The organism is Streptomyces sp. AA1529 (genome assembly GCF_000280905.1).
Lineage (GTDB): Bacteria > Actinomycetota > Actinomycetes > Streptomycetales > Streptomycetaceae > Streptomyces.
Genome location: NZ_ALAP01000010.1, coordinates 32,568 through 45,301 on the forward strand (window position 1 = coordinate 32,568; position 12,734 = coordinate 45,301).

At 72.1% G+C, this 12,734-nt stretch carries 12 protein-coding genes; 8 read left to right on the plus strand and 4 right to left on the minus strand.

The window, feature by feature from the left end:
* Positions 1-140: 140 nt before the first annotated feature.
* Positions 141-365, minus strand: a complete 225-nt coding sequence (locus tag A949_RS37915) for a hypothetical protein (RefSeq protein WP_139141055.1) — start codon at positions 363-365, stop codon at positions 141-143.
* A 154-nt stretch (positions 366-519) separates the two neighbouring features.
* Complete coding sequence (locus A949_RS0102020) at positions 520-1,392, minus strand: hypothetical protein (RefSeq protein ID WP_051019360.1); 873 nt, start codon at positions 1,390-1,392, stop codon at positions 520-522.
* A 113-nt stretch (positions 1,393-1,505) separates the two neighbouring features.
* Between A949_RS0102020 and A949_RS32155 the strand changes: the two genes are divergently transcribed.
* Positions 1,506-1,748: a hypothetical protein gene (locus A949_RS32155; RefSeq protein ID WP_019354339.1), complete on the plus strand. Its 243-nt coding sequence runs from the start codon at positions 1,506-1,508 to the stop codon at positions 1,746-1,748.
* A 120-nt stretch (positions 1,749-1,868) separates the two neighbouring features.
* Here the strand turns inward: A949_RS32155 and A949_RS0102030 are convergent, their stop codons facing one another.
* Both A949_RS0102030 and A949_RS0102035 read right to left on the minus strand, forming a co-directional pair.
* The gene (locus A949_RS0102030) at positions 1,869-2,582 is read right to left on the minus strand and encodes a phosphatase PAP2 family protein (protein WP_019354340.1); all 714 of its coding nucleotides are present in this window, start codon (positions 2,580-2,582) and stop codon (positions 1,869-1,871) included.
* A gap of 280 nt (positions 2,583-2,862) precedes the next feature.
* The gene (locus A949_RS0102035) at positions 2,863-3,840 is read right to left on the minus strand and encodes a C40 family peptidase (protein WP_019354341.1); all 978 of its coding nucleotides are present in this window, start codon (positions 3,838-3,840) and stop codon (positions 2,863-2,865) included.
* Positions 3,841-4,185: 345 nt separating this feature from the next.
* On the opposite strand from A949_RS0102035, the gene A949_RS0102040 reads away from it, so the two are divergent.
* The 7 genes from A949_RS0102040 (at position 4,186) to A949_RS0102070 (ending at position 12,607) form a co-directional block, all read left to right on the plus strand.
* Entirely contained in the window at positions 4,186-4,494 is a 309-nt protein-coding gene (locus A949_RS0102040; RefSeq protein WP_016472248.1) for a hypothetical protein, read from the plus strand.
* 97 nt (positions 4,495-4,591) lie between these two features.
* The gene (locus tag A949_RS0102045) at positions 4,592-5,242 is read left to right on the plus strand and encodes an O-methyltransferase (RefSeq protein WP_019354342.1); all 651 of its coding nucleotides are present in this window, start codon (positions 4,592-4,594) and stop codon (positions 5,240-5,242) included.
* Positions 5,243-5,534: 292 nt separating this feature from the next.
* Positions 5,535-6,407, plus strand: coding sequence for a hypothetical protein (locus tag A949_RS0102050; RefSeq protein WP_026004260.1), 873 nt, complete (start codon positions 5,535-5,537; stop codon positions 6,405-6,407).
* Positions 6,397-7,728 carry a hypothetical protein gene (locus A949_RS0102055; protein ID WP_026004261.1) on the plus strand — a complete coding sequence of 444 codons (1,332 nt, stop codon included), beginning with the start codon at positions 6,397-6,399 and terminating at the stop codon, positions 7,726-7,728. The genes A949_RS0102050 and A949_RS0102055 overlap by 11 nt, the downstream gene beginning before the upstream one ends.
* Positions 7,728-9,293: an SCO6880 family protein gene (locus tag A949_RS0102060; protein ID WP_019354345.1), complete on the plus strand. Its 1,566-nt coding sequence runs from the start codon at positions 7,728-7,730 to the stop codon at positions 9,291-9,293. Before A949_RS0102055 ends, A949_RS0102060 begins: the two co-directional genes overlap by 1 nt.
* A 117-nt stretch (positions 9,294-9,410) precedes the next feature.
* Complete coding sequence (locus tag A949_RS0102065) at positions 9,411-10,856, plus strand: ATP-binding protein (RefSeq protein WP_019354346.1); 1,446 nt, start codon at positions 9,411-9,413, stop codon at positions 10,854-10,856.
* Between the two features lie 254 nt (positions 10,857-11,110).
* On the plus strand, positions 11,111-12,607 hold the full coding sequence (locus A949_RS0102070) for a hypothetical protein (protein ID WP_019354347.1): 1,497 nt from the start codon (positions 11,111-11,113) through the stop codon (positions 12,605-12,607).
* Positions 12,608-12,734: the final 127 nt, after the last annotated feature.

The following is a 12,734-nucleotide window of genomic DNA, read 5'->3' on the forward strand; positions in this document are numbered from 1 at the left end:
GGGCCGGCCCGGAGAAGCCCGGCCCCCCGCGCTGCGGGTGGGGCGACGCCCGGACGCCTCCGGAGCAGCGGGCGGACGACTCCGTCAGCAGACGAACGCCGGCAGACGAACGCCGGCAGGCAGACCTCGGCTGTCGGCCGTCAGCAGGCCGACGAGCGGGGCAGTTCGTCGAACCCGTCCGCCGCGCGGCGCAGCACCTCGTCGATCCGGGCCGCGCTCAGCGGCCCCTCGGCGGCGGACGCGGCGATCATCAGCTCGCCGCACAGCTCGATCTCGGCGAGAGCGACGTGGTCCTGCATCAGCGAACGCCGTCGGCAGCGGCCCCCACGGCCGTCGCCCCTGCCGTCACGCTTCGGTACGGGCACACGTATCACCTCCCGTGCTGCACGGATCCACCGGGCACAGCGCCGCGGCCGGGCCTCGGCCCAGCCCCCCAGCCTAGGGAGGCGGCAGCTCGGGCGCATGGCACTTCCGAATCATTTACCGGTACGGCGTCGCACGCGCCGCGCCCGCCGGGCGCTACGGTGCCGCGATCCGGCCCGTCCAGATGTCGCCGGGCTCCGGCATCCTGATCCGCACCCGCGTGCCGAAGTCGTGGAGTTCTGTCGTCGAGGTGACCGTGTAGTCCGCGTCCGGAGGACCGTCCGGATCCGCGGCGAAGTCGAAGCGGTGCTGCACCTTCCGCAGTCGCGCCTGCGCGTCCAGATAGGCGTCGAACGGCACCGTATGGCCGGAGAACCCTTTCTCCGCCGCCCGCAACTGGCGCCGCGCACGCGGTGGCGCCCCCGCAGCCGCCCGCTCGATGTCCACCAGGCCGCTGTAGTGCCACACCCGGGTGCCGCCCAGCTCGGCCACCCCCTCGTAGGCCACCCGGCCGGCACCCCGCAGCAGTTGGGCAGCGGTGACCGGATCGGTCGCCCCGCCCGTCACCAGATTCCCGTCCGGCAGCCTGGTGGTGTCCACCCGCACCCACTTGTCGGCCGGCACCCCCGCCCGGTTGCGCATGTAGAGCGCGCCCGGCGCGATCAGCTCGCGCACCCGCCTGCGCTCCCCCGGCAGCGCCCCGTCCGTACCGGGCGGCAGCGTCACCCGGAGCCGCCCGGTACGGGCCGCCAGATCGAACGCGCCGCTGCCCTCGATGGTGACCCGGGTGTGGCCGCTGACCATCTCCATCGCCGTCCGCACCCGTGCCGTCCCGGCGCGGGCCAGCTCGTCGGCCGCCGCCACCACGGCGGCCCGGCCGGGCCGCGCGGGCCCGGCAGCGGGCGGCCCCGCGGTCGCCACCGCGCCCTCGCCCGAGCACCCCGCCGAGGAGAGCAGCACCGCCCCGAGCGCCACCACCGTGCGCGGGGCGCGCATCCTGCCCTCTCGGACGTGCCGACGCACTGCCATCTAGCCGACCCCTCGCTCCCGGTCGCCGCCGTACCGGTTTCCCGGGCCGGTCCGGATCCGACCGTTCAACGAGCCCCCTGGGAAGCCCGTCACGGTCCGCGTACGGTGGTCACGTGCGAGAGCTAGCTCCCGAACACCAGCCGGACCCGGCACCTCCGACGACCGCCGCGGCGCCGCACGGCACCTCGCTGACGGAACGGGGCTCCTTCTGCTCCGCCGCCTGCGCCTGCGGCTGGCGCGGCCCCGCCCGCCGGGCCCGCGACCGCGCCCGGGAGGACAGCCACGCGCATCTGCGGGACCACGGCGCCGGCGACACGGCAGCGCCCCCGCCGGACGGTGCGGCGGGGGCGCTGTAGAAGCTTCGCTTCGAGGCCGGTCCACGGCGGTGCGGGCGACCCGGACGGCGGCAGACCCGCCGCGCTTCAGGCCGCGGGGCCCCTCCGGGCCCGCAGGCCGCAGGGCCGCCGCAGAGCGCCTCAGGCCGCCAGGTCGCGGTCTCCGGGGCGGCGCGGCTCCTCCCGGCTCCGGCGGCCCACCGCCCGGCTGCCCGCGGCGCCGACGGCGGCGGCAGCGGCGCCCGCCCACAGCAGCGTCTCCAGGCGGGAATTCCGGGCCGCGCCCCGCACCACCGGGGTCAGGGCCCACATCGCGACAGGGGCCAGCAGCAGCGCCACGGCGGTGCCCAGGGCGAGTCCGCCGATGACGTCGGTGGGGTAGTGCACTCCCATGTAGACGCGGCAGAAGCCCTCCAGGAGGGCCAGCGCGATCGCGACGAGTCCGGGCTTGCGCTGCACCATGAAGATGCCGACGGCGATGGCCATGGTGAGCGTGGCGTGGTCGCTCACGAAGGAGAAGTCCGTCTTGCCCGCGACGAGGGGCTCCACGCTCTTGTGCTCCAGGAAGGGTCTGGGCCGCTCCACGAGGCCGCGGATGGGGATGTTGACCGCGAGCGCGATCAGCGCCGCCACCGGGGCCCAGATCAGCCCGGCGAAGCCGCCGAGCGCCTCCTCCCGGCTCTCGCGCTTGCGGGTCACGCCCCACCAGGCCCACAGGGCCAGTACGACGAGTCCAGCGGCGATGCCGTACTCCCCGATGTACTCCATGACCCGGTCGGCCCAGGCGGGTGCGTCCTTGGCCAGCCCGTTGATCTCGTAGAGCAGTTCGACATCAGGGTTGTCCCAGAGTGCCATCGTGGTGCGGCCCCTCACTTCGGCTGTGTGCTCGTCGCTGGATCTGCGCTGACGACCCCCCGTGGTCGCGGTGCGGAAGTCCCATTCCGTGGTGAAAAACGCGCTGCGTCAGGTGAACCGTTCCGTTCTTACCGAAAGATCACCAGGACGTTACCCAAGGGTGACCCGTCTACGCAGCTCAGGGCCTGCGCCTCACGGATTGTTGACGTAATCCGTGCACTGCGCACACAAGCGCCCGCCGAGCCGCGCACACGTGCACCGGGACCGCGCCCACCCCGGGTCACCCGGCGCTCGGCCGGGTCGCCCCGAAGTAGTCAGGAGTGTCGATGGGGTCGTAGCGAATCTTGGCCCCCGTGTAGGGAGCGTTGATCATCTTGCCACCCCCGACATAGATGCCCACATGGTGGATGGTGCGGGAGTTGGTCAGATCGGAGGCGAAGAACACCAGGTCCCCGGGAAGGAGTTCACCCCGTTTGGGGTGCGGGCCGGCGTCGTACTGGTCATTGGCCACCCGCGGCAGCTCGACACCCACCTTCGCGTACGCCGCCTTCGTCAGACCGGAGCAGTCGAACCGGCCACCCTGCGCCGCCGTACCGTTGCCGCCCCACAGATACGGGGTGCCCAGCTTGCTCTGCGCGAAGCTGATCGCTCCCGCACCCTGCTTGGTGGGGCTCAGCCGCCCGGTGGGCGCGGCGAAGCTCTGCTCCATCCTGCGGATGGTGGCCACGTAGTTCTTCGTCTCGCTGTAGGGCGGCACCCCGCCGTACTTGATCACCGCGTACGGACCCGCGTTGTAGGCGGCCAGCATGTTGTCCGAGGCGTTGCCCGGCACATGCTCGACGTTCGCGGCCAGCTTGCAGTCGTAGCTCGCCGCCGACGGAATGGCGTCCTCCGGGTCGTGCACGTCCCGCTTGCCGTCCCCGTTGGCGTCCAGCCCGTGCGTCGCCCAGGTGCCCGGGATGAACTGGGCTATGCCCTGCGCCTTCGCCGGGCTCTGGGCATCGGGGTTGAACCCGCTCTCCTGCTTGAGCTGCGCGGCCAGCAGCGCCGGGTTGAGCGCCGGGCACTTGTTGCCCCACTTGTCGATGAGCTGCGCGTAGGCGGCCGGCACAGCCCCCTTGGCGAGGGAGACGGCGCCGCCCCCGGCCAGCAGACTGGCCGAGGCCACGTAGGTACCCACCACCAGCAGCGCGACGAACAGGGACAGCAGGCCCCCTCCGCCACCGACCGCCAGCAGCAGTGCTCTTCTACGGCGCACTCCCCAAACCTCCCCCACAGGAAACCAGTTCGCTTCCGCCGACCATCCGCCACCATCATTCCAGGCCGATCCCCCGAGCGGAACGGCGGACAGCGGGCGCGGAGGTGAACCGCTGCCACCGCCCCACCCCGCCCCCGGCCCACCAGGGGCGCACAGAGGTACACCCGTGCGCCCGCAGTCCACGGAGCGGCACCTCCGCACCCGGAACAGGGCCCCGCCACACCACCGGCCGCGCGGAGCGGTCCCGATCCGGGACCACTTCGGGCAAGCGGGACGCTCCGGCTGTCACCGGGCCGTGGCACAATCCGTCAGAGACAAACCTTGAAACTAGGCGGTGAGTTCACCATGTTCCTGGCGGCCGACAAAGGCGATATCACCACCATCATCGGCGGGATCGCCCCGGACTGGGGCCCGTTCGGCTCGCTGGGCCACGAGGCCAGGGTGATGATCGAGGTCATCATGGCGGTGGCCATCCTGCTCTGCCTCGGCATCGCCATCTGGGGCGCGGCCAAGCAGCGGATCGGCGCCACGGCGCTCCGCGACACCTTCAGCGCCGAACAGGGCAAGGGCCTGATCGTCGCCGGCCTCACCGGCGTCTTCATCATCGGCTCGCTCGGCACCCTGTTCACCATCGTCTACGGCATGGCGGTCTGAAGGCCGACCACCGCGGAGCACTCCGGGAGCCGCTCCGCACCCGACACACCGGCGCCCCCGTGCGCCCGCACACCTGCGCCCGCACACGAGGAGCTCCATGGACATCGTGAACCCCGCCCTCGACGACTATCTGCTGGCCCACTGCACGCCGGCCGACGACATCCTGCGCGACCTCGTCGAGGAGACCCACGCGCGGGTGCCGGACTACCCCACCATGCAGATCACGCACGACGAGGGCGAGTTCCTCACCATGCTCGTGCGGCTCACCGGCGCCAGGACCGCGGTCGAGATCGGCGTGTTCACCGGGTACTCCTCCCTCTGCATCGCCCGCGGTCTGCCCGCCGACGGCCGGCTGATCGCCTGCGACGTCTCCGAGGAGTGGACGTCCATCGCCCGCCGCTACTGGGAGCGCGCCGGCCTCGCCGACCGCATCGAACTGCACCTCGCACCCGCCGTCGACACCCTGGCCGGGCTGTCCCAGGAGCCGTTCGTGGACTTCGCGTTCATCGACGCGGACAAGGTCGGCTACCCGGCGTACTACGAGGCGCTGGTGCCCCTGCTGCGCCCCGGCGGGCTGATCGTGCTGGACAACGTGCTGCGCGGCGGCAGAGTCGTGGACCCCGCCGCCCAGGACGACGCGGACCTGGCCATCCGCCGGATCAACGACACCATCACCGCGGACGCCCGCATGGAGTCCGTCATGCTCCCCCTCCGCGACGGCGTCACCCTCGCCCGCAAACTCGGCTAGCGGCACCAGGACGGCAGCGGCCGTACGGCGTCGCCGAGGTCCGGGTCGGCGCGACGGCCGCCAAGCGGCCTGCGCACCGGGGGCGCACCGACGCGCGGACGTCCCGCACCCCGCGCCCGGAACCGCCCCGTGAGCGGCCCGGACACGGGCGGCGCACCGGCGCGATGTTCGAAATGCTGCCATCCACCTGGCTTGCAGACGGCACATGCGCGGCGCGACCCCGCTACCGTCATCTGAGGAGACAATGCAGTGACGGCAGTTGAGCGACAGAGGTCGAGGGGGCCAGGCCGGCATGAACATCGGCGGCGGCGAGTACGACGCACGTACCCGCACCAGCGAAGGCGTGCCCGGCGCCCGTGAAGGCGCACGGACAACGACTCGAACACGCCTGCCCGGCAGCGACGGCGGCGGCAACCGCCCGTCCAACCGCCCCGGTCGGAGCCTGGTGACGGTCGTCGCCGTGGTCGTCCTGCTCATCGCCGCCATCGCCTTCGCCAACCGCGGTGGCGGCGGCGAGGGCGGCGGAGGCGGAGGCGGTGCCGCCTCCGACAACAAGAACGACGCCGCCGCCGACGCCCGCCCCACGGCCCCCTCAGGTGAAAAACCTGTGAAGAATTCCCCCGGCGCCCTCGCCTCCGGCTTCGCCCACGACGAGCAGGGGGCGCAGAGCGCCGCGGCGAACTACGCGGTGGCGTTGGGCGGGGACGGGATGTACGCCCCTGACCGTCGCCGGGACATCGTGCAAGCCCTCGCCGCACCCTCGGCGAAGGACAAGCTCCAGTCGCGATTCGATTCCTATTTCACCGCCAAGCTGAACAAGAACATCGGTATCTCCGAAGAAGGAAAGGCCCCTTCCAAGGCAACCTTCGTCAGCAGATCCATCCCCGTAGGCACCACGGCTCGGGACTACGAGCCGAGTAAAGCAACGGTGGCCGTCTGGTGCACCAGCCTGTTCGGGTTGGCCTCCGAGGACTCGACGAAGCCGGTCAAGACCACATGGTTCACCATGACGCTCGAGCTGAGCTGGCAGGACGGAGACTGGAAGGTCGTCGAGATGAAACAGAAGGACGGCCCTACGCCCGTCAACGGGGACGACGTCATCTCCGGTGCCGACGAGATCGGTGACGCAGCGGAAAAGTTCGGAGGGTTCACCTATGCGCGCTAGCCGTAAGCGGCACGCCGTCCGGCTCATCTCCCTGCTCTGCGGCTTGCCCACGGCAATGCTGTTCGTCGCCGCACGCGCGGCAGCGGAGCCCAAGGACGACTGTGCTGGTGCCGCGGGCCCCTCCAGGCAATTCTGTGACTCGGACAGCGACACCCCAGGCAACCCCCTGGACGACCCCACAGCCGCCACCGACCCCCTCTCCTCGCTCGCCAAGGGCTGCGCGGAGGCCGCGGCGTGGACGGTCGACAAGCTGGCGAAGCTCGTCGACTCGACGACGAAGGTGGACTTCACGAACACGGAGTTCCTGCGGCAGTACGCCGTGGTGTTCGCCGCGTCCACGATTCTGACGCTGACCCTGTGGCTGCTGGCGGTCGCCAAGCGTGCGGTGCGCGGGGTGCCGTTCACCGAGGCCTTCACCGAGGCGATCGGCTTCCTCTGGCTGACGGTGCTGGCCTCCGCCTTCACCCCGCTGATCCTCTACACGGTGGTCTCGGCGACCGATTCGGTCACGGAGGTCATCGCCTCCGGCACTTCGGACAAGACCGACGCGTTCTTCGGCAGCTTCTCCAAGGCGCTCGAGAAGGGCGACGACATCGGCGGCGGGCCGATCATGCTGATCGTCGTCTCGCTGGTGTCGGTGCTGGCGGCGGGCGTGCTCTATCTGGAGCTGGTGGTGCGCGCCGCGCTGCTGTACGTCGGCGCGCTGCTGGGCACCGCGGTCTACGCGGGACTGGTCGACAAGAACCTGTGGGGCCACGTCCGCCGCTGGGCGGGCATCATGATCGCCGTCATTCTCGTGAAGCCCGTGATCGTGATCGTGCTCGGTCTGGCGGGCGCGCTGGCCGGCGGGGACGGGCCCGACTCGGTCTCGGCGATCGTGTCGGGGCTGGCGATCATCCTGCTGGCCATCTTCGCCAGTGGGATGATCTACCGCTTCGTCCCGGGCTTCGGGGACGACATCGCCGCCCACCGCAATGCCGTGCGCGCCTCCTCGCGGTCTGCGGCCGCCGTGGTGGCCTCGCCCGCCGCGCTCGTCCGGCAGGGCATCAACACCCACGGCGGCCGGGGCGGCGGACAGAGCGCCCCGGCGACCGCCAACGCGTCCTCCGGCGGGGGCGGCGGCGCCTCCGGTTCCAACGTGTCCGGCGGCGTGGCCGCGCACAGTTCCCGCTCGGGCGGCGGCGAGGAGTCGGCGCCGCGGCAGCAGCCGCCCGCACCGGCCGCCACCACTCCGCATTCGGCCCGGCCGCTCCGGCAGGGCTCCTCGGAGGCGGGCCGGTCGCCGTCCGGCCCGCCGCACAGCTCGGGAGGTGACCGCTGATGACGACCCCGTCCCACACAGCAGGCTCCGGCCTGGGCACACCGCGCCGCACCTACATGATCGGCCGCGCCAGGCCGAACGCCATCGTCGGCAAGAACCGCGACACGGGCGAGATCGGTCTGATCGTCGTCGGTGCTTTCCTCGGCATGATGTGCGGCCTGCTCATCCCCGTCCTCTCGTTCCGTATCCCCGCCCTGGTCGGCTTCCCGGCGCTCGCGCTGGCGGCTGTCTACGTGCCGTACAAGGGCCGTACGTTCTACAGGTGGTTCGAGATCAACCGCTCCTACAAGCGGCTGCTGCGCCGCGGTACGACGTTCCGTTCCGACGCCGCCGAGGCGGGCACGACGCTCGACGGCCGTGAGGTGGAGATCGGCTCGCCCCCCGGGGTGGGCCGCATCAACTGGCTGTCGGCGCCCTTCGGTCCGGACGAGATCGCCGTGCTGCTGCACGCCGACCGGCGTACGGTGACCGCGGCCATCGAGATCGAGGGCCCGGGCGTCGGGCTGCGCGACAGCGAGGACCAGGAGGCCCTGGTCGACCGGTTCGGCACCCTGCTGAAGCATGTGGCCAACGGGGACGGCTATGTGACGCGGCTGCAGATGCTGGCCCGGACGCTGCCGGCCGACCCGGACGCGCACGCCAAGGACGTGGCCCAGCGCGGCAACGAGCGGGCCGCCGGATGGCTGCGCACCTCCTACGACCAGCTGCAGTCCATGGTGTCCACCTCCAGCGAGCAGCACCGCGCCTATCTGATCGCGTGCATGCCCTACGGGCGGGAGCTGGCGAACGAGGGCGCCACGATCGCCAAGGCCGCCAGGCGCACCGGGGGCCGCAAGCTGACCAAGGACGAGGGGCTGGCCATCGTGATGGCCCGCGAACTCACCGACATCTGCGCCCGGCTCGCCGAGGCGGACATCCGGGTGCGGCAGCCGCTCGGACAGGCCCGGCTGGCCTCGCTGATCCACTCGATGTACGACCCGGACCACCCCATCGACCACATCCAGGCCATGTCCAGGCGCAACGCCTGGCCGGCCGAGCTGGACGCCGTCGCACCGACGTATCTGCAGGCCAAGACCCGCGAGTCGAGCACCCGCGAGCCCTGGTGCCACGCCACGGCGTGGGTCAAGGAGTGGCCGATGACGCCGGTGGGGGTCAACTTCCTGGCTCCCCTGCTGGTGCACACCCCGGATGTGATCCGCACCGTCGCCGTCGTGATGGATCTGGAGCCGACCGAACTGGCCATCGAGCGGATGCTGACGGAGAAGACGAACGACGACGCGGAGGCCAGCCGCTCGGCGAAGATGAACCGCACGGTCGACCCGCGCGACATCGCCGCGCACGGCCGCGTCGACCAGCGCGGCGAGGACCTGGCCTCGGGTGCGGCGGGGGTCAATCTGGTCGGCTATCTGACCGTCTCCTCCCGTTCGCCGGAGGCGCTGGCGCGGGACAAGCGCACGATTCGCGCCTCAGCGGGCAAGAGCTATCTGAAGCTGGAATGGTGCGACAGGGAACACCACCGCGCCTTCGTCAACACCCTTCCCTTCGCCACCGGCATCCGGCGCTGAGGAGGGACCCGTGCCCACCGTCCGACCCCGCGCCGCCGCCCTGCGGCTCCACCGCTCCCGCACCGCCGTCCGACCGCTCCGCCCCCGCACCGCCGCTCCAGGCCGGAGGTAGCCAGCATGGCCGCGCTCGATCCCCTGTCCGCCCTCACCGAAGCGTTCACCAGCTTCCTGTTCGGCAAGACGGAGACGACCCGCCTGCCCGTCCGCACATCCACGGGCCAGGCGCAGGCCGTCTACCTGCCGACGGCCGCACCGGGGCTGGGCGACTCCGGCGTCATCATCGGCCGCGAGGTCTACAGCGGGAAGGGCTACATCTACGACCCGTTCCAGCTCTACGGGCAGCAGCTGCCCGCACCGCACTGGCTGGTGCTGGGCGAGTCCGGGAACGGCAAGTCGGCGCTGGAGAAGACCTATGTGCTGCGCCAGTTGCGCTTCCGCGACCGCCAGGTGGTCGTCCTGGACGCGCAGGGCGAGGACGGCGTCGGCGAGTGGAACCTGATCGCCGAGGAGATGGGCATAACCCCGATCCGCCTCGACCCCACCGCGGCGCTCGACCAGGGCATCCGGCTCAACCCGCTGGACCCGGCCATCACCACCACCGGCCAGCTGGCGCTGCTGCGCACCATCATCGAGGTCGCGCTGGGGCACGGTCTCGACGAGCGTTCCGGGTTCGCGCTGAAGGTCGCGCACTCCTACGTCAACACCACCATCACCGACCGGCAGCCGCAGCTGACCGACATCGTCGAGCAGTTGCGCCACCCCAAGCCGGAGTCGGCGGAGGCGATGAACGTCGCCCTGGACGACGTCCGCGACTGGGGTCTGGACGTGGCGCTCGTCCTGGACCGGCTGGTCGACGGCGACCTGCGCGGAATGTTCGACGGTCCCACGACGGTCGGTATCGACCTGGACGCGCCGCTGATCGTCTTCGACCTCTCGCACATCGACCGCAACTCCATCGCCATGCCCATCCTGATGGCCATCGTCGGAGTCTGGCTCGAACACACCTGGATCCGCCCCGACCGGCGCAAGCGGATCTTCCTGGTGGAAGAGGCCTGGCACATCATCAACAGCCCGTTCGTCGCCCAGCTCTTCCAGCGCCTGCTGAAGTTCGGCCGCCGGCTGGGCCTCTCCTTCGTCGCCGTCGTCCACCACCTGTCGGACGTGGTCGACGGCGCCGCCGCCCGGGAGGCGGCCGCCATCCTCAAGATGGCCTCCACCAGGACGATCTACGCCCAGAAGGCCGACGAAGCACGGGCGACCGGCAAGGTCCTGGGGCTCCCCCGCTGGGCGGTGGAGATCATCCCCACCCTGTCGCCCGGCATCGCCGTCTGGGACGTCAACGGCAACGTCCAGGTCGTCAAGCATCTGGTGACCGAGGCGGAGCGTCCACTCGTCTTCACCGACCGCGCCATGACGGAGAGCGCCGTGGAGGCCGAGCTGGTGGAGGGGCCCTCTTTCGAGACGGCGCTGGACGCCGATCTGGAGGCGGAGACCGAGGCCCGGGCCCTGGCCATGGAACGCGCCCCCTCCGGACGGGCGGCACCCGGCTCGGGAGTCGCCTGACCGGTGCCGCCGGGTGCCGCGCGCACCCGACCGGAGGACACCGCCCGGCGGATCCCCCGCACGGTGCCGACGCGCAGGGGATCTTGCCGCAACCGACCGGCCCCGCTTGAATACCGGTACCGATGCCATACGACGACTCTCATGAACGTCACCGCCGCCTCCCGGACGGCCGACCGGACCCGGACCCGGACCACCCACCCCATCGCCCGCGCAGCGCGCCCGGTGGGGGCGGCGGCATCCCCGACGGCCTTCTGGTGGGCGTCCTCGCCTTCCTGCTGGGTCTCACCGTGTTCGTGTGGACGGCGACGGGACTCGCCGGGCTGCTCGCCCACGGCGCCTGGCCGGACGGTGTCACCTTCGCCAGGACGCCGCTGGCCGTACGGCAGCTGGTCACCGAACCGCACGACATCGAGGGCGCCTGGCCCGCGACCCCGGGCGGCCAACTCTCCGGCTACGGCTTGTTCTGGGGCCTCTTCGTCAGCCAGATCCTGGTGCTGATGGTGCTCACCGTCTTCGTCATGGGGACCGTCGCCCGGGCTCGCGCGGTGCGACGGGCCCGGCGCCTCCGGGACGACCGCCGCCGCGCCGCCGAGGCAGCCGCGCCGCCCGGTGCCCCGGCGGCGACGTCCGAGGTCCCGACGCCGCCCGGAACACCTGAGCGAAGGCCTCCGGACGCGGCCGCGGGGCATCATGGCGCCGCGGTGCCCGCACCGGAGCATCCGGGGCCCCTGGAGGAGCCGGACCCGGCCCACCGGCCACCGCATTCCGCCGCCGGGGTGGAGGCCGGTCCCGCGCCGGGTGCGGCCTCCTGGCCGCAGGAGCAGTCCCGTTCGCCCGGAGAACCCTCCACACCGGCCCCCGACCGCACGCCGCCCTCCGCAGAGCCGGGCGCCCCCGCGGTGCTCTCCGCCACGACGGGGCCCGGGATCCCCGCTCCAGGGGCCCGCCAGGGCCCGGAAAACCCCGGCAGCGCGCTCCCGGCCCCCGGTGACACGCCGGCGGACGGCGATCCGGTGACGCGGATCCTGGACGCCCCCGGTGCCGTACTCGTCAGCGCGGGTACGCCCGAGCTGTGGAACGCCACCAGGACGGCACGCGCCAAACTCGGCCCCGTCCATGTCTTCGACCCGACGCACGCGTGCGACACACCCGACCGCCTGCGCTGGTCCCCGCACCACGGCTGCGCCGACCGCGCCACGGCCGCGTCCCGCGCCGCCGCGCTGCTGGCCCCGCTGCGGTCCCCGCGTCCGATCGACGCCACGATCCACACGACCGCGGAGACCCTGCTGCGCTGCTGGCTGCACGCCGCTGCCCTGGAGAAGCGCTCCTTCCGCGAAGTGCACCGCTGGGCGCTGGCGACCGGTCAGACCGCGGACGCCATACGCGTGCTGCGCTCCCATCCCCGCGCTGCCCCGGGCACCGCGGGTGAGCTGGAGTCCGCACTCGCCGGCCATCCGCAACTGCGCGCGGACGCGCTCGCCCTGATCCGCCGTGCGCTGTCGCCGCTCGGCCAGTTGCATGTCCGCAACGCGTGCTCGGCCGAACGAGCCGATCGGCTCGCGTTGGAATCCTTCGTCGCCGAAGCGGGCACGCTGTATGTAGTGGGCGAGGATCCGGACGTCCTTCCGATCCTCAACGCGCTCACCCAGAGCGTGGTCGAGCACGGCCGCCGCATGGCCGCACGGTCATCTGACGGTCGGCTCGACCCACCACTGACGTCGGTCCTGGAACTGCCGGCGACGCTCACCTGAACGGCGAGACGGCCTGCGAGGAGCCGGACGGGACCGCGTTCTCCGGTCGCGGCCCGGGCCCGGTCGGCCCAGGGGCCGGTGCCGCCACTGAACGGCGGCCCTGGCGAAGAGTTCCGAAGAAGGGTTC

Coding starts and splice junctions, on each gene's coding strand:
- A949_RS0102040 (WP_016472248.1), top strand. CDS start 4,186: ATGTTCCTGGCGGCCGACAAAGGCGATATCACCACCATCATCGGCGGG.
- A949_RS0102065 (WP_019354346.1), top strand. CDS start 9,411: ATGGCCGCGCTCGATCCCCTGTCCGCCCTCACCGAAGCGTTCACCAGC.
- A949_RS0102055 (WP_026004261.1), top strand. CDS start 6,397: ATGCGCGCTAGCCGTAAGCGGCACGCCGTCCGGCTCATCTCCCTGCTC.
- A949_RS0102045 (WP_019354342.1), top strand. CDS start 4,592: ATGGACATCGTGAACCCCGCCCTCGACGACTATCTGCTGGCCCACTGC.
- A949_RS0102060 (WP_019354345.1), top strand. CDS start 7,728: ATGACGACCCCGTCCCACACAGCAGGCTCCGGCCTGGGCACACCGCGC.
- A949_RS0102030 (WP_019354340.1), bottom strand. CDS start 2,582: ATGGCACTCTGGGACAACCCTGATGTCGAACTGCTCTACGAGATCAAC.
- A949_RS0102020 (WP_051019360.1), bottom strand. CDS start 1,392: ATGGCAGTGCGTCGGCACGTCCGAGAGGGCAGGATGCGCGCCCCGCGC.
- A949_RS0102050 (WP_026004260.1), top strand. CDS start 5,535: ATGAACATCGGCGGCGGCGAGTACGACGCACGTACCCGCACCAGCGAA.